Here is a 21,927-nt window from a genome sequence, read left to right as displayed (position 1 = left end):
TTAAGCAGGTATTTGACCACAAATTTGCCGGATTCTAAGTGATTGATTTTATAACTATATATGAAAAACAATAAAACAAACGGAATTAGGAGGATGGTAAAAACTTTGAATTTGACTTTGATTCTGATTTTTAGCGCCTCTCCTCTTCTTTTAGTATTACAGCAAGATTACCCGTAAATATGATACTCAGGACATAAACGACAACTTACCAAGGATCGCCTGGAACTAAAACATTAGATATAGTTACTAAAACATATCAAGTTTATTCCTCTTACTAACTTTAGAGATTTATAAATACAAATCGCTTCCAATTATCAGCACGATAAAGGGTAATTCTACATATTTCGAGAATTCCCTCTAAGAAAACATTAAAATTTTGCCAATTATAAGACTCCCGCTTCTACAACAAATAAGCCAATCCCACAGCGTTATTAGTGGATATACAAGCGGATAAATAAATTGATATACCACAATTTTGACAGATTAGGATTGACGGTTATTTATTGACAAGATAACTTATCCCGGTTACTATTACTAATGGACAAAACTTGGAATTTTCCTATAAATATCATTAATTACAAGGTAGAGGCGCGATTCTCAAGAGTAAGGTCATTTCTGACAGGGAAATAAAATGGCTTGAAAGGGAGTATCGCCGAAGCACGTGAGATAATTGCCCAAAAACTCACATGCTGGGTATGTATCCGAAAGGTGCATAACTGTCACAAAATCGTTGTGGAGAGCTACCTGCTTCGGTGATATGCCTTCAAAATTGTTGGTATAAGTAAGCCTTTGAGCAGCAACCATAGCTTCAAGGGCTTATTTTATTTTATTTTAAATTCAGAAATTTTACGGAGGATTAAAATGAGTAGTAAAAAATTAGGTTTTTGGTTATTGACAGCGCTCGTCACTGGAAACATGGTGGGATCGGCGATCTTCATGCTTCCGCAATCTCTCTCGAACATTGGTTCTCCTGCGGGAGTATTGCTTGCCTGGCTGTTTACCGGTCTTGGTGTTTTGATGCTTGCTCACGTTTATGGCCAGCTGTCAGATTTTAAACCCGAACTAATCGGCGGTCCCCCCAGCTACACCAGGGAATTGTTTGGCCAAAACAAGCTGGGGCAAATCATGGGATTTGAAATCTCGTGGGGATATTGGACCTCAAACTCTCCTGGAAATGCAGCAATTCTCATAACGCTTGTAGGTTATCTAACGTATTTCCTGCCTGTTTTACAAAGCAAAACGGTTCTTTTCACTTTGGGTCTGTTTAACATTCAGGTTGGCAATTTCCTCTCATTTATAATTGCTTCCCTGGTGCTCTGGTTTGTTCATTATCTGATGTTTAAAGGGACATACGCAGCAAGTAAAATCAACTTCTTTGCTACGATAACTAAAATCTTAGGATTCATCTTCTTCATAATTATTGCTCTTTCTATCTTCGATATAACCTATCTCCATCCTTTTATCGCTGAAAAAACCCTTAAATCCGGCGAAACCCTCGGACTTTTTCAACAAATGAATCAAGGGGCGATTCTAACCCTCTGGGCTTTTATCGGTGTGGAATCAGCAGTATGGCTTTCCGGACGAGCTAAGAGGCAGCAGGATGTTAAATGGGCAACACTCACCGGCTTACTCATTGCATTAGCCATCTACCTTCTTATTACGTTCTTGGCTATGGGGGCCTTACCCGCCAAAGAATTGATGGTTGCCGATAAACCTTTAGTTGATGTCTTAACGAAAATTATTGGACCGAAAGGTTCGTTTATCATGGCAACTCTCGGTGTCCTTTCCATGCTCGGCGCAACGGTTGGTTGGATTTTACTCAGTGTCGAGGTCCCTTACCAATCCGCACGCCTCAATCTCTTCCCGCACTGGTTTGTTAAAGAAAATAAAAATGGTGCCCCTTACCGTGCAGCCTGGATTACGAATGGCCTCACGCAATTGTTCCTGCTCTCAATGATCTCCGATACCATTGCTAATGCCTTTAACGAAATGATTGTCATCGCCACCCTTGCCAACTTAGTTCCTTACCTTTTCTCAGGCATTTATTCTCTGAAAGTTGTTTTAAAGGGTGAAAACTATGGCAAAATTAAGATTGGTAAACGTTTTCTTGACGGGACTATGGCCTTGGGTGCTTCTCTCTATTCCCTCTGGGTTTTGAAAACCGGATTAAGCGATCTTAAGACCTTAGCTCTCGGAATGTTACTCATTGTATCCGGGTTAGTACTGGTTCCGCTCCTGCCAAAGCACGAAATGCTCAAGGAATAGTACTCTCCAAAGGTCTTACCGATACTTAAAAAGTCTGAACCATCCCGTTCAAATGGGATGTTCAGACTTTTTCTAATTCCTTACTATTACATATACATACTACGACACTGAATATTCCGCATAAATTCTTAGTCTAAACCTTATATCTATGCTCAGAATGCCAGGCTCCAGAAACGTGATTGTATCATGTTAGCCGCCCATTTGACGGGGATAATGTAATTTTATTACTTTTCTTTAAAAATACGGGTTGACCCTTATTTCTCTTCGTGCTTTCCCATCGGCAATCATCAACCCGAGCATACCCACACTTTCGCTTTTCGAGACACAGTTTGCAAAGACAATCTTGTCCTTTGCACTTTGGACATTGACAACTCATATTTACACCTCCTTATTCTTGAACCATTTGTCACAAATAACTTTACAGGACTTTTCTACGACATAGGATCTAACCAGCCAGATTCATTTGCATAGGCAAATTGCATTATTCTATATTATAGAAATATTAATAATATTCGACAAAAAATGAGAATTTCCTCTTGACTATTTTTAATATTTAGAAATTTTATGGCTGCTTCGTTCCCCTATGACGAAATAGAAAAGGCTGTCCCGAATATTTATTCGGCCAGCCTTTTTTCATAGCGGAAACCAAGCAAAAGGACTTATTCTTTTTCAACCTAACCAATTTTTTCATCCATCAAACCTATAACTTTTTCTTCTATTAGATCAAGCAATTGGTTAAATAATACACCATCTTCAATTTTCATCTCTTTATTTCGCAGATAATTTAAAAGTTCAATAGAAATGCTTTCTTTTGATGTAATTTCATGGGTAACCAAAAATTCATTGATCAGAATTTTAATTGTATTTGTTTTCATATCTTCACTAGTTATTATTTGCATAATCTCGCCCTCTGTATATCTTTTGAACATTATACCATGGGATTAAAGGGAACGAACTATAATTAAGGATTAAAATTATGACTATATGTTCTACTTTCCCCTTGTTTTAATTTTTTTGTATAAAAATTCCACTGGGATCGAAAGATTTCATTATAATTTTCATTATAATTTTAATTATTTTTTAGTGGGTTTTTTAAGAATGCAAAAATAAAACCACATGATAATATAGTTAGAATCAATCTCATTGTAAAGCCTTCCTTCCATTTAACAAATTTTACCTTTATTATAACATACATATATTTCCATTATTTGTTTTACGTAAAATTTTCTCCTTTAGCTTAAATCACCTATAAACTCCCCTAAAAAATGAAACTCCATTCCAACGTCATAACATTGGATGGAGTTTTTATTTCATGCCTAATTCGTGGATTCAATATTATCTAATTTTCTTCAACTAACCATTCGTTACCACCAATTTTGATCAAATATCGCCCTTCACACTCAATCAGGTTTTTGCACAATTCGCAATATGAAGCACGAGACAGCTTCGTATCCTGCTGAGAAAATAAAGAGATATAAGGAATATTGTTTTTCGTGACGATATTGCCCGGAGGCAGAGCAAAGATACGCCCGTCGTAAAGATGTATCATAAGTACACCAACTTGCTCGGAAACCGACTGAACAAAAAAGGGGACGTCTTCAACCTTTACAGGATACAATTGACCTTGCCAATCAATATGATAGTTATCATGACCATCCTTTTTAAGATGGGAAGCAAATAACTCTATAATTTCTTTTCTGATCATCAGGACACCATCAGCATACCATTGTCCCTCTTTATCAATAAACAATTCGGGGGCCTGAAAATTATTCAAAATATTGCCTCCTTGTGATCTTCTTTGACTTTCCTAGGAAGAAGTTTCCCTTGTATTAATTCCACCATTATCCCCTATTTCCTGCAATCCACCTCATCATTGTATTCACTCTTTTGCTTGCCTTATTTTTTAACAAAGGCGTTGCTCCTTCACTATGTTGAAGTGACAACGCCTTTGGCTATTTCCGCCCATTGTTTTTCCACTGTCTTTTGATACTTATTAGGAGGTCAAATTATGCATATTTTCTTTCTTAAATGCACCGTTTCATTTCAAGTTTAACTCCACATAATCAATAAACGCATGATGCCAAGACGAATTAGCTTTCATAAAGCCAACCAAAGTCTTTATTGCATCGATAGTTGCCGTTGAAAGGTAGTGTTCCATGGCCTCGGCCTCAGCAGCAAAATCACATTTACTACATATTAGGGCTAGAAACTCCTGTAGTAACTGGTTTCTCTCTACTAAGTAGTTTCCAAACTCTCTTCCTGAATCGGTCAGCTTAATCTCTCCATAACGTTCGTACTCAATATAATTCTCGTTTTCTCAATTTATAAAGAGCTTTAGTAACCGACGGCAGTGCAACGTTAAGTCTATTACTAATATCCGTTACTCTAACGGCATCGGGAGATAATGAAAACCGATATATTTCCTCCAAGTAATCTTCAAAGCTGGGGGGCAGCAAGTACAGCACTTCCTTTAATCCTAGGTTTACAATGCCTATTTTTAAAAAGGTTCCTAGGCAGCTATAAAGAACTAAATTATTTCTTACTATTAATATGCTGATTAAGTCTATCAGTATGTTCTTTCTATGGCATGTCTATTCTCTCGACAACTCAGCTAATGTATTCCATTTTGTGCCCAACCATCATAATCAGTCCAATCACATCTTCAGTTGCGAAAGATTCCGCAAGGGTTACAGGTTATTTATGTTTATCTTAGATGTAAATGGTTGGTTAAAAAACCAACAACCTATACTTTTCTTAAAGGTTTTAAGATGTTAGAATTAACGCATTGCTTGACCAACCACAGAGTGCTTATCGCGCTCTACTTCCATTTTTAGTTTATTTAGGAGGATATTATGAAAAAACACACAATGTTGATATGGCAAAAACTATTGGTTATCGGAACATTGGCACTTATGTGCAGTATGGCGTTTGCTCCGGTGGCCCAGGCTGCGACAATATTGAAAGTTGGCTCAAGGGGTTCTGACGTCCTGACACTTCAAGGCGAATTGTCCAATTTAGGATATTCTGTCGGCACATTGGACGGAATATATGGCCCTAAAACATTGGCAGCAGTGGAGGCTTTTCAGCAAAGCGATCACCTCCAAGTGGACGGCATTGATGGTCCTTTAACTCAAGCAGCCTTGGAGAAAACATCAGGAAAGGTTGTTAGTTATAGTAACACCGATACAAACCTCTTGGCTCGTGTCGTAAATGGGGAAGCACGCGGAGAGTCATACTCGGGGCAAGTTGCGGTGGCTGCAGTTGTCCTCAATCGGGTAGCTGACCCTGTATTTCCTAATACTATCGCGGGTGTTATCTATCAACCTGGAGCCTTTACAAGTGTAAGTGACGGACAAATCAATTTGACTCCATCAGCATCTGCTATAAGTGCTGCAAAAGAGGCGGAAAGCGGTGTGGACCCTACTGGAGGAGCACTATATTTTTTCAATCCAGCCAAAACGACCAATAAATTCCTTTGGTCACAACCAGAGACTACACAAATCGGAAATCAAATATTCGCAAAATAATGGAAGGATTGTACGATGCTCAAGTAGTTTTTGAGTTTAGCCTCAATTCGAATTAATATTAAGCATTATGAATTCACAATGACTAATTATAAACCTAGCAGAACAAGTATACTCCCCTTGACATGGGGCAGTTTAAACTTATCTGCTAGGTTATTTTTTGCACATTTGTATTAGTTCGTTGTAATTCCTCCGCCAGAAGGCAATTAAGACATTAGCAATGAAGTAACTCCAACGTGCCTTGAGTTGCCAAATCGGCTCGATAGAAAACACATTGATGAAAATGTCCGAGTCACATTGTCTATACTATGGGTCAGAAGGATAATTTAAAAGGTCGTTACCCTCCACATATTTGGTATCCGCCCCATCAGCGCCCTATAAGTTCACTATTTATCGAAGAAGGGAAGGGAGACATCAACTCTCCTAAGCCCTGCATGGGAGATTTCTCCCCCATGAATGATGCCCCAAGAATTTTGGTAACTCTTGAAGTTCTCTTTTTATATATATCTTTACAATGGGGATTGTCTTTTTTGCTGATCCCTAAATAATTAATCGCTAATACTAAAGAGCCTGTTTTCTAAACAATCAGAAAACAGGCTCTTAAATAATTATAGATTTGCCTAAACTTTAACATTTCTAATCTTCTATTCCGCGAGCAATTTTAACTATTTCCAATGCGTCTTCCTGATAAATACTTGCCAATAACCACTTCTCATCCTGCCATACAAACTTCCAGAATTCCGTAAAATAAAGTCTATGATTATCGTTTCCGGATATCAGTTTTCCTGAGTTATCTACTGTATAATCGATTAAACTCGCGGAAACCATGGCAATAAAATATTGTGATTCCTCATCTAGATGACTATAGATAAACTCAATATCCCAGGTGTTCAAAATAGGTTCCTTGTTTATATTCCGCTCTCCACGAGCTTTCATGGCTTTAAGATCTGTTTGGTATTTATTGTTCAACGTAGTTACTAGATACTCTTCCGCTGGCGAAAGATCCTGTCGGCTCCAGCCATCTTGCAGCCAAAAGAAAACCTGGCGAACCCTTCCGATAAGAAAATCCCGATCCCAACGAGGGAAGGTTTCTGCCAAATAACGCATGTTCTCGCGTGTATAGTTTATCGCTTTACCAAAGCGTTGAAGATTTTCCGAATTTGAAAACGACCGGCCATTTAAATCTACCGGTGTCTCCCTTGTATAGCCATCATTATTTACAGATCTGGAACTCGTCATCGAAGGGAAACGATCATTACGGCCCCACCTTCCACTATTTTGGCTTGCATTGTAGAATCGCCACGCAATATACAGAATAACGAGGAAAAATACTCCCCCCGATCCCCCATACCCCCCGAAGAAGAAAGGAATCGGAAAGAACCCGCCGAGTCCTCCACCTCCCAAATAGCCGCCTCCAGAAAAAGACCCCCCGCTAAAACTTCCTCCCAAGCTATCACCCAAGCTTCCGCCCAGACCTCCGCCGCCACGGGCTAAGACCATTGAAACTTGACTTCCCAAGAGAACGAGAGTCGTTAGAATGATCGCTATGCGTTTTATCCAAGAATTCATGCCAATCACCAATCCTAAGCGTCTCTTTAGAAAACTTGTAATGACTATCTATTATTTTAATAGACCTAATTCTTATTTAACTCAATTTTATTTCCTGCTTTAAGTCGAGCTAACTCATCCTCAATCTCAGAATTAACTTTGCTTGCTTCTAGTTCAGCAAATTGGTCTTCAACTGTACTTGTGTGAACCATTGTACCGGAAGCTTTGGCCTCCGCCTCCATACGTTCAACACGATCTTTCATCCGGTCAAAATCTTCCAAGGTGTCGTGGGTAGAAAGGCCAGATACAGTTTCATTTGCCTTTTTCATGGTTTCTGCCCGCCGTTGACGTATAACCAGGTTATTACGCTCCATCTTTGCCTTTTCCAGTTTCTCCGAAAGTACATGGAGATTATCCTGAAGATCTTTAACTGATTTTTCCTGTTCGGCAAGTTGAGACTCATACTCTCTCTTGCTGGACACAGCTTGGTTTTTATACGTTAGAGCAGTTCTCGCCAGGTCATCCTTACCCTGCTGGACAGCAAGTGCAGCTTGTTCGCTCCTCACTTTAATTTCCTTATTCAAGACTTGAATACGCTCCTCAAGTTGAATCTTATCCGCTAGAGCACGGTTAACTTGAATTTGAAAATTGTGAACTTCCTCTGTCGCACGTTCAACATAAAGATTTAACATTTTTTCTGGATCTTCGGCCTTAGATATAAGATCTATAGTATTTGCTTGGAATAGATCCTTTACCTTACTAAACAACCCCATTAGCTTCCAATCTCCTTTCAATCATTAAAAACCGAAAAATTTCTCGTTCAAACTCTCAATTCAATTCTAATTTCATCGTAAGCATTATAGCACTGCTAATTGTGTAAATCTCGAACAATCTATGAAATATTCATGAAGGTTAAATTATATGATTGATGCCAAAAACATACAGAAATTCTCCCCTATTCGGAAATACTATTACTTTTACAGATTACGAAACTAGAATTATTTACCATGATTACCCTAAGGTCATGGTACTTGCGCAACTCCTCAAAGACATTAATAAGATGAAGCATATTAAATTGAGGAGTGGTTCAAGTGGCATTAAATAATCTGTTACTTATCTTTGCAATCGGAATCGCATCTAATATTGATAACGCCGGAGTAGGCATTGCATATGGTGTAAGGAAAGTCAGAATTTCATTGATTGCTAATACCATTATTGCGTTTATGGGCTTCGCATTGGCTCTCGCAGGGGGCCTCTTTGGACATTTGATTTCACACTGGCTTACCCCGTTTACATGTCAATTAATTAGTATGCTAGTTCTTATTAGTCTTGGGATTTATGTTTTAATTCAACAGTTTTTTACAAAAGCTCCCGAAGCCGTTTATGTATTCAGTCAGCAACACCAAACTGATCAAACGTTCGAGCAACTTACAGATAATCATTTGCTTCGTGTGTTACGCAACCCTGAGGAAGCCGATCTGGATAATTCAAAGTCTATAAGTCTTTCAGAATCAATAATTCTGGGGATAGCTTTATCCCTTAATAATTTGGCAGGTGGGTTTAGCGCTGGTATAACAAAACTTAACATTTTGACGATGGCAACGGTTTCCGGATTGTTCTCCTTTTTATGCACTGGTCTCTGTGCAATACTTGGACTTAAATTTGCTTCTGAAAGATTTGGCGAAAGAGCGACTACAATTTCAGCAATTCTACTTATATTGGTAGGCATCCATCAAATAATGAACTGACGATTATTCTGTTTTATTCCGGAAGAAAGCAGGAGTGGAACTATCCCTTCTGCTTGACATTAAATATTCTTCAAAATCCTTTTATTTAGTAAAAGGAGCGATTACTTATGTATAAGAGGGTTGAAGACTCAACTGTAGAGAGTACTCAATTTATCAGCCGAGTAAATTCTTTACTCCCTAGACTAGAAGGGTTAATCCTTATCGGAGTGGGATTATATGTTTTATTAAAACATTGATTCAAAAGTTATATTTCTTATAGTATTAGAAATACAGGTATTTTTAGAAATCCAAAGTATAATATCCTACCTCAAAACCAATCCTATAAAATGGATAAGCGATTAATGGGGTAAGATAATGAATTTACATAAAAACAGATTAGCTATTGTAATTCTAATTTTATTGACCGTAATAACAAGTTACGGTATTTTGCTTTCTAGAGTTGCCCACCACCCGAAGAATACTAGGCAGGTTACAAATAATCCTTCGGCAACATCTGTTGCATCTACAGCTAAGGGTAGCAGTTCATCATTTCCGATTAATTTAACTAACCCTAAAGGTTCATTAACTATACTCTTATTAGGAGTAGATAAACGTCCAGATGATAATTCTTGGGGTAACAGCGATACAATTATCGCTGCTCATATTGATCCTTCTCATAATCGAGTAGAATTTCTTTCAGTTCCACGTGACACTCAGATAATTTTGCCTAAGTATAATAAGCAAAAGATCAATGCCGTAGCCCGTCTTGAAAGCGGACCAGAGTCAACTGTAAGAACGGTTGAACAACTATTGGGCCAAAAAATCGACGGATTTATCCTGGTTGATTTTACAGGATTCAAAAAAATCATAGACATTTTAGGCGGGATAACTGTTAATGTGGAAAAAAACATGTATTTTGAGACAGGTGACAAAGAAGATGGCATTATAAATCTGAGAAAAGGGCGTCAACTTTTGAATGGCTCACAGGTTTTACAATATGTTCGGTTTCGACATGATCAATTAGCAGACATCTCTAGAAGTGCTCGTCAACAAGCAGTTTTAAAAGCTATTGTTCAAGAACTGAAACAACCAAAGGCTCTTCTTAAATCACCTTGGTTGATACCACAGGCATATAAGTCAATATACACTAACCTCAGTATGGCCAAGCTCCTTTCGTTTTCAGGCATGATATTACATTGGGATAGTGTACAAGTAGTTTCTCAGACGTTGCCAGGCTATTTTTCGACTGAAAATAAGATTAGTTATTGGGATGTTTACCCCAATGATATTAAGAAGGTAGCCTCTGGACTTTTTGAACAAGGTAAAACAAGCGAAGTCTTTGCAAAGCGTCCGGCAAATATATGCATCAAAACACCACCTAAGACTAATGTCTCGAATCGCAAAAATAAATCCAATTCATTATTATGCAATCCTCATAGTTTGCCAGAGATCAATCCAATAACCAATAATAACCAATCTGAACAGAACTTTAAAACCTATGATATTCAATTTAGTCAAAATGAACAGTGTAGCAACCTTTAGAACAACTTAGATGATAATCAAGGAAACAGTTTTTTATAGTGAGATTTACAATTATTAAACCTTCTAAACGACAATGCTTAAGATGGAAAGAGTGATTGAATATTAATTCTCAATCACTCTTTCCATCTTAAGTGCTGATCAGATATAACAATTTTCCCCATCGTTTGAATAAAAACCTTTGAGCAAAGTGAGGTTACGACTAACAAGAGTGTCAGGGGCACAATAATCGCCATAGTGCTCCATGCTATATGATTGTGGAGCCTCACGGAAAGTGCAATCTACACCTGCATGAGAAAGAGAAGTACAAGAAAGATCCCTAGTCGTATGATTCCAATTCTTACATAAAGGAACTAAAAGAGCAATCGTCAAACCGATTAAAATTATCGTAGTAGTCCATCCGACTATATTATGAAATAACTTGTTCGTATGCTCGCCCATTATGCGTGTTATTTATTAAAAGCATCATGAAAATCAGAACGACTAGCAGCAATACACGGTTTAGAACCTGTGACCATAAGGCTTATCAAGATTAGCGGAGCATTAGGTATAAGAATAATACACGCAGCAAATATCAGGATTGCGGTAAAAAGTGTGTAGAATTGGGGCATATCATAAAACCACCGGATCATTTTTATTTACAAACGCTATTTGGCTTATATTGTCAGTCATGATTTGTAGCACTTTATAATATCTTACGTATTCTATTTTTAAAACATCCCTTTAGTTAGCTAAGGCTAACCCGTTGAAATAGTTAAAGGAGGTTACATAGATGGATTACATTGTCAACTTGCCCTACTTCACTACGAATTCTGCTTAATTTTTCCCTCCATGAAATTGATAAATGCTAATTGCCAAGTTGAATTGCTTTTTATAAACTCCACGAGAGTCTTGATGGCTTCGATCGTTGCCGTTGAGAGGTAGTGTTCCATTGCTTCCGCCTCCGCAGCGAAGTCACATTTGCTACATATTAACCCAAGAAACTCTTGTAGCAATTGGTTTCTAGCCACTAAGTAGGATCCAAACTCTTTTCCTTTATCGGTGAGTCTGATCTCTCCATATCGTTCGTAATCTATATAACGCTCTTCTCTTAATTTATAGAGGGCTTTCGTAACGGATGGCAAAGCAACATCAAGCCTTTTACTGATGTCTGTCACCCTGACAATATCGAGAGTTAATGAAAACCGATATATCTCCTCTAAATAATCTTCTAAGCTGGGTGTTAGCAATTTTTACACCCCTTCTAAAAAGTACCCTGAATCAAACAAATGTTATCCAAGGAAGTGAAGTGATATTTAGGTTGGTCTCAATCCAAGTTGCTTTATTATATTCGCTAATTTCATATTTCTTACACTTAATTTGCCATGCTTTAAAAATCATATTAAACAAATCGGGGTGTAATTAGGATAACTATCGAGGAGGTACATTTCAATGAGTGATGGGTTTAATATTTCTCAGGGTGTAACTCGCAATGTTTCAATTCCCTTAAAGTTAAACGACACGAATAAGACCATAGAGGCTTGCCGTTCAGCTATAATGGGAAAGCGTAAAGGAATCAGGGCCTTGCTCCCGTTTTTGGGTCCAGCTTTCATCGCCTCTGTTGCTTACATTGATCCAGGAAACTTTGCCACCAACATTCAAAGTGGTTCCTTGTTCGGATATAACATGTTATGGGTCGTCGTTCTCGCCAATCTGATGGCGATGCTCTTACAAAACATGTCAGCTAAACTCGGTATTGCAACGGGCAAGAACTTGCCAGAACTTTGCAGAACTTACTTTTCGAAACGAATGTCCTATTCCATGTGGGGAGTATCTGAAATAGCTGCGATGGCGACCGATCTTGCAGAATTCTTGGGGGCAACCCTAGGGTTAAATTTATTGTTTGGCATTCCAATGCTTTATGCCACCATTTTGACCGGTTTAGCCACTTATTTGATTCTAATGCTGGATCGTTTCGGATTCAGGCCCTTGGAAAAATTTATTGCTGCCTTTGCGGTCATGATCGGCGCCTGTTATATGATCGAAACAATTTTTTCTCGTCCTAACTTTTCTCAGGTTGCATACCATTGTGTTGTTCCTTGGCTTGGTAACAGTGAAAGCATAATGCTTGCCGTCGGAGTTATTGGAGCAACCGTTATGCCCCATGCAATCTATCTCCATTCGGGATTAACCCAAAACAGAGTTGTGCCACAGAATGATCACGAAAAGATTCAACTTCAAAAATTCAACACTAAAGAAGTATTCATAGCCTTGGGTTTTGCCGGATTAATTAATGTTGCTATGATGTACACGGCTGCAGCTGCGTTCCATTCTACGGGTAATAGCGGTGTCGCTGATATTCAATCGGCCTATAAAACATTAACTCCAATTCTCGGTTCGGCATCGGCAAGTGTTTTCTTAATATCATTACTTTTCTCCGGTATTTCCAGTTCTGTGGTCGGTACTATGGGTGGCCAAGTGATCATGCAGGGATTCGTCGGATTTAGTATACCTGTCTGGGTACGCCGTATTGTTACTATGTTGCCCACAGTGATCATTGTGGCATTAGGAGTTGATCCCACCCAGACATTAGTTATTAGTCAGGTGATATTAAGTATCGTTTTACCAATCCCAATTATAGCTCTGATTTATTTTACAAAGCGTAAAGATATTATGGGAGTCTTGGTTAACAAAAAGCTGATAACTTCTTTATCAATTATTTGTGCAGTGGTCATCTCGTTTCTAAACCTTTTACTTATCTATCAAACACTTGGAGGTAGTATACCGTTTATCGGAAACTAATCATGGAATCAACCAACATCTAAGAAAAACCGAGGCTGCGCCTCGGTCCTTTTATTTTTCTCTAACATCCGAAATTTTATATTCGCAACCATGAAGTCCTTTATAATACTCCGGATACATCTCCCCACCGCATTTCTCACAACTAAACTGCGGTGGCACAGTTGGATCCCCATCATCCATAGCGTCAAATTTCCTTACAACTTCTAAAGGGATCGCCTCTTGTTCATTACACTGCAAACAAATGTAATTGACTGAACTCTTTAGAAGGCTCTTCTCGCTTTGAGCCTTCTTCTTTTTGCGGGGTTTTCGTTTTTGGGATACCGGTGAAATTATAGATCATCCTTTCTAGGCATGCTCTACTTGTCTCACATCTCGCATGCTTAATTTTAAGTTGTCCCTCTTTTAGACAGACTTCACCCTTGTATTCATAATAACACTGACAATGAGGACATTCCATTGGGTCTTTTCCCGTTTGTTCTTTGATTCGTTCTTCCCATTTCCTACGTGTTACTGTCTTCTTAACTTTGACGATCCACTTCCTCACTTCTTTCTGCCAGGCAGAAACAAGGGTTTTGCATAGCGTTTTAATCCTACGAGAGTAAACACCGTAGTATCAAATCGTTTTAAATTGTTCATCTGGAATGTGTACGATCAATCGCGAGATAAACTCTTCTACTGTTAGCGTTTCTCGCTTCTCTTGTCCGTCATTTTTGTCGTGATACTTGAATGTAACATATTGACCGTCATATTCCTCAATCCGATGCAATGCAATGGCGGGTCGACGAATATAACGACCTATATATCCGAGTTGTACTTTTACATTTCCTTTCTGTTTCGGGGCATAGACATAGAAACCTTCTCCATTTGCTGAATAGGCCTTCTGTAATAAGGGTTGTACTTTCTTCTTTTCCCCTTCGTTTAAGTGACTACGGATTAGTTTTATTACGACAGTTTGCCATTGCTTTCGTAACATTGAAAAAGGGATATAGTCATAGGTTTTCCATTCTCCACTTTGCTTCATTCCACCCATTGTCACAAGCATATGGACATGCGGGTTGAAGTTAATTCGAGATCCAAACGTATGAAGTCCTGCAATGACTCCCGGAGTTAATTTGAACTTCTTCTTAAACCACTCTTGAACAATTCTTACCGCTTCATCCATTAGGGGTTTTAGCAACTTTCGGTGTTTTTGAAAGATAACTCTTAGCCCTTCGTCTATTGTAAAAATGACATGTCGATGATTAACCTGCATAACATCTTCTGCCATCATTCGGCTCCATTCCTCGGTTTCTCCACTCGAACATGTTGTGCAAAATCTCCCCTTACAACGATAGGGAACGATTCGAATGTCATGACAGCCTTCACAGACTAAGAGCTTAAACCCATTTTTAGGGTTGCCACAATTACGAAACTTCTCGACTTCTTTAATCACGATCGGTCTTATTCGAATTCCGTATTTTTCTACAAATCGATCCCAATGTTTATGCTCATCGAAAAATATCCATCTCAAAATGTTCGTTTCCATAGCTCCATTTTACCAAACGCGCAAGTAAAGGGGGATCCCCCAAAACTTATACTTTCTGATTAATTAAATAAGCCGGGGGCATACCCCGGCTTTGTTAAAAATCCTAGGATGGTGTTTTGTATGAATGGGGATAGCCATTCATGAGAGAAAATCAGGAACATTAACCTCAACCGGTTAAATAAGGAACTCAACTTGAGATTCTTTAATTCTATGGATGTTTATAGACCCAGGAATCACATAGGAGCAATGATCCCCACATTCATTATCACTTATTGCTTTAGCCCTTGTTTATTTGGTAGAAAAAAGGTCTGGAAGCTGTTAAACCTGAAGGAATGATCATCGTGGCAATTGCTGGGATGATTGTTAATCTTCTAATTGTCCTTAATCTTAGGCAAAACACCCAAAATTTAAATGTAAAAAGTGCCTTTCTCCATTTTGCTGGAGATGCGCTGGCAGATTTAGGGGTACTAATCGGGGGCGTAATCATTTATTTTACTCACTGGTCAAGGATTGATACCCTATTAAGTTCAATTCTCGCCTGTCTTATCTTAAGAAGTGCAATCGTTAAACCAATTAAAATAATAGTGGTAGTCCATCCGACGATATTATGAAATAGCTTGTTCGTATGCTCGCCCATGATCTCCTTGTTATTGATTAAAAGCATCATACAAATGAGTACGACAGGCAGCAATACACCATTTAAGACCTGTGACCATAAGCTTATCAAGATAAGCGGGGCATTTGGTATCAGGATAATGCCCACAGAAATTATCAAGATCGCAGTAAATAGTGTATAAAATTGGGGAGCTTCTTTGAGTTTCTTATCAATTCCTGCTTCAAATCCAAATGCTTCGCATACGTAAAATGCTGTAGCGATCGGAAGTATCGTAGCCGAAAACACTGTAGCAATACTGCTACGGAGGGATTTTTGACAATAATATATTAAACTTAGATTTATAAATAAATCAAAGTCTTAGATCCCTCCATACCATATATCTTCGGGGCGAATTAGTAGAAATGATCTGCCATGAAGGATACCCTCCTAAGTGCAAGGTTTATATTTCAATAGTTAATCGAAAAAGTCATTCTTTAGCCTGTCTGATTGTAAAAATATAATTGTTGAGGAAATAAATGCGGTAATAGGAATTATTAGAATAATACCTATGCCACAGCACATAATCTGAAAGACTTCTGAGCAAAATGCTTTAGAATTTAACATGTCTAGAATAGAGTAGTTAAGCTTTACAAACCTGATAATTAATGTCATAAATCCTCCGATATAAGCGAAAAGCAAGGTGTTTGTCATTGTTCCCAGAATATCTTGACCAATGTTAAATCCTGACTTGAATAAACTACTCTTAGTAATATTTAAGCTATTTTTATATAGTTCATTCATGGAAGAAGAGATCGAGATGGAGACATCAATTATAGCGCCCAACAATCCCAATAAAATCTCACAAAACACTACTTTAGAAAAATTCAAGGGAATGCCAGATGTTTGTATTGGAATATACTCCAATTGTTCAATGTTAAATCCCTGTATATTTGCGTCTGTTCCCATTTTGTAAGTTAATAGCATTGTTAAAATTACAACTAATATTACAGATAATAGTGATGATATAGATTTATTATTAATACCATTAATAATAAATAAAGTCATGGAGCTAATAACAATGCACCCAATGATGGTCACTTTGATCGGGTCAAGCTGATTAGTTATTAGCATCAGCATAGCAAAAAAGGTTACGAAGTTTAAACATAAACTTAAGAAGGAGTTTGCCCCTTTTTCACCTCCAATAATGACCATAAGGAACAATAGAATTATTAATAGAATAGCTGAGACATTCATAATTCAAAATTCTCCAATTTTATTTCTTTTCAGCAGAAACACAGAAATATAGATGCTCACAGGAACACTGATAACAATTCCAATACATCCGGTAAGAGCCCGTACGACTTCAAGAGAGATATTGATATTCATTATATCAAGAATCGAAACATCATTGATTAATCTGAGTAAAATAATAGGGATACTTCCACTAATATAAGCAAAAATTAACGTATTGGACATCGTACCCATAATATCTTGCCCAACCTCTAACCCTGATTTTAGAAGGGTATTCTTCTCTATTAAAGGATTTTTATTATAAATTTCCTGTAGAGACGACGAAATTGAAATAGCAATATCCATGATTGCTCCTAAAGTACCAATTAATATCTCGGCCATAAATATTTGTTCCGGTGGAAAATTAAAAAACTCCATTTCTTCGTAATGGATTCCGTTTGCATGCAAGAGCGTTATTACGGTATAAGTTATTAACATGGAAATAAGAGTACCAACCATCGTACTTAAGATTGCGGCGAAAGTCTTTTTTTGTATTCCGGTTGCCAATAATAAAGACCCAATAATAAATATAATACATGCCAATGAGGCAATAACTATAATGTTATACCCAAGTAAAATTAATCTGATAACGACAAAAATAATAACCGCATTGATAATTGCGCTGGTCAAAGACCTTAATCCCTTAACCCCTCCTATTAAAGAAATTAACAAAACAAATAAAATACAAACATAAGCAAGATATGTATCCCGTTTAAGATCTAGGATTACGGCGGCTGTAATCTTATTATCCTGATTTACTTGAAGTTTGACGAAAACCTCATTATTTAATTTTAAATCCAAGTCGGTAGCATGAGAATACGTTGATGAATTCTGCAGTTGAATTTTTTCTCCTTTATAAGCTCCGTTCATAATAATTGCGTTAACTTGTTGCTCTTTAATTTGTTCATTATTGGAATTTTTGGTAGTTATTGAGGTAATTTTAGCAATTGTCTTATCATAATAATTTTCATTGCTAAATTTAAGACAAAGACAAACTATGCTAATAATTAACAGAATTGTAATAATAAGATGTTGTTTGTAGTTATTATACTTTATATAATCTTTAATATATTTCTTAAGTTTATTAATTTCAAAAGGTATTCCCGTCATCTCTATTAATCCTTCTCTACTGTATAATTGGGAGGAATTTGACTTTCTAAACCCATCGGTAAGCTCAGTTGGTTCTGATTATACTTCTTAAAAACAACTTGGCTATGTACTTTCTTCCCCGGCTTTGACAATTTGGAAACACCTGACCAATTGTTCTTTCCTAGTCTTAATTATACTATTTTCCTTCAATATGTGCAGAAAAACCGCTGAATTCTTATGATTTCTAGCGGTTTCTCTCGGTTGTGTTTTCAAACACTCTTTGTTTTAAGTTTGAAGGTTAAATAACTGATACTCGGCAACAAATCAAAGCTGAAAAAAACATCTCATCATGCCAGATAATAATCCTCTCCAATTATGGTTTTATTTGGGGGCTTAGTTCTCTCAATAGTTATTTTTAGCAGCTGATTTTAATTTTGTCTGTTTTCCCAACTCTCTTACTACATTTATGTTCTTATCATTACCTACTGCTGTGGCGTTTGAAATATTTAGTAACACGCCTAGCAAGATAAAATGAACTATGATTGAGCTTCCACCATAACTAACCCAAGGAAGTGGTATACCGGTCAAAGGAAGTAGTTTAGTAACCCCAGCTAAAATAATCAACGTTTCCGTCCCTATAAGAATCGCAATACCTGCCGCTAATATTTGCCCAAACCGATCTTTTGCTCTCAGGCTTACCGTAAAGGCTCGCATAACAACAAAAAGAAAAAGTAATAGCACCGCCATGGCCCCGATGAACCCCAACTCTTCCGCAATAATTGAGAAAATGAAATCCGAACTGGCCACGGGTACACTTCCTGCACCGATACCATTACCTAACCCTGTTCCTAAGATTCCTCCGCCACCGATTGCGAACAGAGATTGGGCAATTTGATACCCCATTCCTGATGGGTCCTGCCAAGGGTTCATCCACACAGAAACTCTGACACGCACATGAGTAAACAGTTTATAACCTAATGTTCCTGTAAGTAAAAAAATTGGGACAGCTATCGCTAGATAAATTGGTCTCTCAGTTACAACATAAAGCATAAGGACGAAGAGCAAATAAAATAACAAGGCTACTCCTAAGCTCTTCTGAGCTGCTAAAATCCCTAAGACAAATATAGCTATTAGCATAAACGGCCCCATGGTGCGCCAGTCAGGCAACGAATATTTCCCTATTTGGACGGTCCCTATCCTTAACAGTTCTTCATTGTCTTCCAAATACGTTGTAAGAAATAGTAGTAAGGCCAGTTTTACAAATTCCTCTGGTTCAATTCCAATTCCAGCGATTCTCAACCAGCTTTTTGCTCCACCGGCTGAAAAACCGAATAAGAGTGTCGCCAACAGCAATCCAACTGCCAGTAGCCCTGAAAGATAACGATACTTACCTAACTGACGATAGTCTCGAATTATCAATAGAACCACATAGAATATTATTTGGCCAATAATCACCCACCAGAATTGGCGTACTGCAGAGTCTGGGCTAATTCGTACTACAAATACAATTCCGATAGCTAAAATAGCCTGAACAACTGGAAGAATATAGGGATCCCCTTGATAGTTTATGACTTGTTCCAGCAAACTTCCAAGAAGGACTATACCCGTAAGAATGAGAGCTGGCAAAACGAGCTGGTTCTTATGGCCCTCCCATTGAACTGTATAAAGTCCAACCCACATTATCCCACAAATTAAAAAGCGCATACTTAGACGTTTAATCATCTGCTTACTCCAAAATAATGGCTATCAAACTTAAATAAATTACGCTAAAACTCATGATAGGATTTAATACCTAACGAAGTTAGTCTAGCAAATATTACCAATAATTGCAAACAACTGATAACTGCGCCACAGTTTAGAATATACTTTTCTGTCTAACAAATGGAGTGCAGTTCACATTAAGGGGGGCATATCATTCACGGTTAAAGGGATTTTACCTATAGAAATAAGACGAGCTAATCCATGGACTTGTTCTCGACAGTGCCAAAAAGAAACGTTTTAACAGGCGCTACACCGCTTCCGCTATCGGTTACTTTTTACTTTTTACTTTTTACTTTTTGCTTTTTCTTATAATGGGAATTTGGCACGGAATAGAGTGGCATTACATTATATATGGCCTCTATATGGCCTTTCTCATGATTGTCTTTGAGTTACTGGAACGCATCAATAAAAAGAAGCTTTGGGGGGATGGGAAAGCTTTGGATAGGCTGGCCCGATTGTCTACTCTCCAGTTCACTTGTTTCGGTTTGCTGATTTTCTCCGGACGGTTAGTTTGACTCTTGTCAATGAAAAAAAAATATAACCGTCATAAGATATTACGACCTATATCTTCATTTTTCGATACGATATAATAAATAATGACTCTTTCTTCTTAAAAAGAGCAACGTTATGACTTCTATCGATTATATATTATAATTTATTCCAATTTTAGCGACTTCCGATGGTGATCATCGCTTCTTCTATAATTCACAGCAATCATTCTTCTCTAATCTCTTGATATGCAGTGGCAAGGAACTCAATAGCCTTAGATAACAACACAGAATATCCAACAGGGCAGGAACTCAGCTTTTAATTCCGAGCCCCAAAGAGAGTATCGTTTCGGACCGAAGGGTTAACTTTAGAATAGACTTATTTTTTATACTGGAGTCTGTCTAGTCTATTCTTTAGTAATAATTCTGAAATTCAAAATATGACTTAAGTCCTATGGCATTCTCAGGAAACTCTCAGCTTCGTTTAATAGACTATATATGTTATTAATACTACTTACTCTTTTAAATACACTAATCATTTACAAACGAAAACAGGAGGGATCGCTACAGAATAATAAAATTTACTTACCGAAGTCACCATATAAAAATCAGGAGGGTAAAGAAATGAAAAAGAACATAAAGTTAGCAACTGTAATAACAACATGTGCACTGCTTCTCTTTTCTTTCGCTGGAAGTGTACAAGCAGCTCCAACTTACAATCGTTATGCCGGACAAGACCGATTCCAAACATCCATAGCCATTGCTCGTCAGGAATTTCAGGGACAGCAAGTGCAAAATGTTATTCTTGCTTCTGCCTATAGTTTTCCAGATGCTTTAGCGGCCAGTACACTGGCGACAAAGCAACAAGCCCCCATTATCCTGGTAGGCACGACCATGCAGGACTCACTGGCCAGCTTGAACTTTATTAAGAACCATATGACATCTGGTGGAGCTGTTACGATTGTCGGGGGAACTGCCGTTGTTCCTCGAAAAGTTGAAGACTGGTTGCTAAATGCCGGTTATACCGTAACCCGTTTGGGAGGAACCGATCGTTTTGCAACCGATGCTCTTATTGTCAAGAGTCTCAATGTTACAACTGGATCTCCGATCGTCATTGCCAGCGGTTATGATTTCCCTGATGCTTTAGGTGTTGCTTCAATTGCTGCTAGCAAAGGATGGCCAATTCTATTATGCGGACCTAACCAACTGCCGCAAACTGTAAAGGATTTCGTTACCTCGGATCAACCATCGGATATTTATATTGTCGGCGGGACGTTTGTTTTGCACAATTCCATTCAAACGGAACTCCAAAGTGCTGCACCTAACGCCCAAATTCAAAGGTTTGGCGGACAGGATCGTTTCGAAACCTTATCTCAGATTTTGTATAAATTTTACCCTAATCCAACGCAGATCTACTTAGCGAATGGTTTCGATTTTGCCGATGCTCTTTCCGGCAGTACCTTAGCTGCACAAAACAATGCACCCATCTTATTAGTCGATCCTAAAGCCAAAGCGCTGCCACCTGCAATTCGCGATTATCTTATTACCCTCAGAACGACTGGAGTTACTCCGCAAGTTAATGTGTTGGGTGGAAACATAGGCTTACCTGACTGGGTAATCGATCGTGTTAATGCTCGTCTTGGGATCGGAAACAGTTCTATCACTCCTACCCCTCCTACAACAACGACCAGCAGTGCTATTCAGCTTCCACTTAACAACTAAACCTTACGTAAGGATGATCTGATAAGATATTCATACTTTTGGTCAGAATCAGAGCCTTCCGATCAAAAATTGT

17 protein-coding genes, 2 pseudogenes and 1 riboswitch are annotated in these 21,927 nt (G+C 38.0%); of the genes and pseudogenes, 7 read left to right on the top strand and 12 right to left on the bottom strand.

From position 1 onward, the window contains the following. Positions 1–575 precede the first annotated feature (575 nt). Positions 576–751, top strand: a riboswitch (Lysine riboswitch). Positions 752–861: 110 nt separating this feature from the next. Further along, entirely contained in the window at positions 862–2,265 is a 1,404-nt protein-coding gene (locus DESACI_RS07420; RefSeq protein WP_014826565.1) for an amino acid permease, read from the top strand. Between the two features lie 674 nt (positions 2,266–2,939). Here the strand turns inward: DESACI_RS07420 and DESACI_RS07410 are convergent. From DESACI_RS07410 to DESACI_RS07400, 3 genes and pseudogenes are all read right to left on the bottom strand, one after another. Further along, entirely contained in the window at positions 2,940–3,164 is a 225-nt protein-coding gene (locus DESACI_RS07410) for a hypothetical protein (protein WP_014826563.1), read from the bottom strand. A gap of 440 nt (positions 3,165–3,604) precedes the next feature. Beyond that, entirely contained in the window at positions 3,605–4,039 is a 435-nt protein-coding gene (locus DESACI_RS07405; protein ID WP_014826562.1) for a DUF1285 domain-containing protein, read from the bottom strand. 264 nt (positions 4,040–4,303) lie between these two features. Next, a pseudogene (locus DESACI_RS07400) lies at positions 4,304–4,721 on the bottom strand (metal-dependent transcriptional regulator). A 396-nt stretch (positions 4,722–5,117) separates the two neighbouring features. Between DESACI_RS07400 and sleB the strand changes: the two are divergent. Next, positions 5,118–5,792, top strand: coding sequence for a spore cortex-lytic enzyme (sleB, locus tag DESACI_RS07395; RefSeq protein ID WP_014826561.1), 675 nt, complete (start codon positions 5,118–5,120; stop codon positions 5,790–5,792). Between the two features lie 633 nt (positions 5,793–6,425). Here sleB and DESACI_RS07390 read toward each other — a convergent pair. Both DESACI_RS07390 and DESACI_RS07385 read right to left on the bottom strand, forming a co-directional pair. After that, complete coding sequence (locus DESACI_RS07390) at positions 6,426–7,358, bottom strand: TIM44-like domain-containing protein (protein WP_014826560.1); 933 nt, start codon at positions 7,356–7,358, stop codon at positions 6,426–6,428. 65 nt (positions 7,359–7,423) lie between these two features. Further along, a complete protein-coding gene (locus tag DESACI_RS07385) occupies positions 7,424–8,110 on the bottom strand; it encodes a PspA/IM30 family protein (RefSeq protein WP_014826559.1) in 687 nt (228 codons plus the stop codon). 318 nt (positions 8,111–8,428) lie between these two features. On the opposite strand from DESACI_RS07385, the gene ytaF reads away from it, so the two are divergent. Together ytaF and DESACI_RS07375 are read left to right on the top strand one after the other, a co-directional pair. Then, positions 8,429–9,085, top strand: coding sequence for a sporulation membrane protein YtaF (gene ytaF, locus DESACI_RS07380; RefSeq protein ID WP_014826558.1), 657 nt, complete (start codon positions 8,429–8,431; stop codon positions 9,083–9,085). 354 nt (positions 9,086–9,439) lie between these two features. Next, a complete protein-coding gene (locus DESACI_RS07375; RefSeq protein ID WP_014826556.1) occupies positions 9,440–10,606 on the top strand; it encodes an LCP family protein in 1,167 nt (388 codons plus the stop codon). Between the two features lie 800 nt (positions 10,607–11,406). On the opposite strand, the gene DESACI_RS07370 is transcribed toward DESACI_RS07375, so the two are convergent. Beyond that, positions 11,407–11,832, bottom strand: coding sequence for a metal-dependent transcriptional regulator (locus tag DESACI_RS07370; protein ID WP_014826555.1), 426 nt, complete (start codon positions 11,830–11,832; stop codon positions 11,407–11,409). 202 nt (positions 11,833–12,034) lie between these two features. Here DESACI_RS07370 and DESACI_RS07365 point away from each other — a divergent pair, with 202 nt between their 5' ends. Next, the gene (locus DESACI_RS07365) at positions 12,035–13,384 is read left to right on the top strand and encodes an Nramp family divalent metal transporter (protein ID WP_014826554.1); all 1,350 of its coding nucleotides are present in this window, start codon (positions 12,035–12,037) and stop codon (positions 13,382–13,384) included. 51 nt (positions 13,385–13,435) lie between these two features. Here the strand turns inward: DESACI_RS07365 and DESACI_RS07360 are convergent, their stop codons facing one another. Further along, a complete protein-coding gene (locus tag DESACI_RS07360; protein ID WP_174270314.1) occupies positions 13,436–13,621 on the bottom strand; it encodes a hypothetical protein in 186 nt (61 codons plus the stop codon). Between the two features lie 376 nt (positions 13,622–13,997). Next, positions 13,998–14,909, bottom strand: coding sequence for an IS91 family transposase (locus DESACI_RS07355; RefSeq protein WP_202947871.1), 912 nt, complete (start codon positions 14,907–14,909; stop codon positions 13,998–14,000). Between the two features lie 332 nt (positions 14,910–15,241). Here DESACI_RS07355 and DESACI_RS23530 point away from each other — a divergent pair, with 332 nt between their 5' ends. Next, complete coding sequence (locus tag DESACI_RS23530; RefSeq protein ID WP_083845564.1) at positions 15,242–15,520, top strand: cation efflux transmembrane domain-containing protein; 279 nt, start codon at positions 15,242–15,244, stop codon at positions 15,518–15,520. Here DESACI_RS23530 and DESACI_RS07350 read toward each other — a convergent pair. The 4 genes and pseudogenes from DESACI_RS07350 to DESACI_RS07335 form a co-directional block, all read right to left on the bottom strand. Next, positions 15,406–15,819: pseudogene (locus DESACI_RS07350) on the bottom strand (divalent metal cation transporter); the annotation flags it as partial. The gene DESACI_RS23530 and the pseudogene DESACI_RS07350 sit on opposite strands and share 115 nt — an antisense overlap. A gap of 159 nt (positions 15,820–15,978) precedes the next feature. Further along, positions 15,979–16,758: a YibE/F family protein gene (locus DESACI_RS07345; RefSeq protein ID WP_014826553.1), complete on the bottom strand. Its 780-nt coding sequence runs from the start codon at positions 16,756–16,758 to the stop codon at positions 15,979–15,981. Between the two features lie 3 nt (positions 16,759–16,761). After that, the gene (locus DESACI_RS07340) at positions 16,762–17,904 is read right to left on the bottom strand and encodes a YibE/F family protein (protein ID WP_014826552.1); all 1,143 of its coding nucleotides are present in this window, start codon (positions 17,902–17,904) and stop codon (positions 16,762–16,764) included. A 381-nt stretch (positions 17,905–18,285) separates the two neighbouring features. Next, positions 18,286–19,605: an FtsW/RodA/SpoVE family cell cycle protein gene (locus tag DESACI_RS07335; protein ID WP_014826551.1), complete on the bottom strand. Its 1,320-nt coding sequence runs from the start codon at positions 19,603–19,605 to the stop codon at positions 18,286–18,288. A gap of 1,151 nt (positions 19,606–20,756) precedes the next feature. Here DESACI_RS07335 and DESACI_RS07330 point away from each other — a divergent pair. Continuing rightward, positions 20,757–21,854 carry a cell wall-binding repeat-containing protein gene (locus tag DESACI_RS07330; protein WP_014826550.1) on the top strand — a complete coding sequence of 366 codons (1,098 nt, stop codon included), beginning with the start codon at positions 20,757–20,759 and terminating at the stop codon, positions 21,852–21,854. Positions 21,855–21,927: the final 73 nt, after the last annotated feature.

The sequence above is a fragment of the Desulfosporosinus acidiphilus SJ4 genome (genome assembly GCF_000255115.2).
Taxonomy (GTDB): Bacteria; Bacillota; Desulfitobacteriia; order Desulfitobacteriales; family Desulfitobacteriaceae; genus Desulfosporosinus; species Desulfosporosinus acidiphilus.
This window is presented reverse-complemented; position numbering and strand designations above follow the sequence as displayed.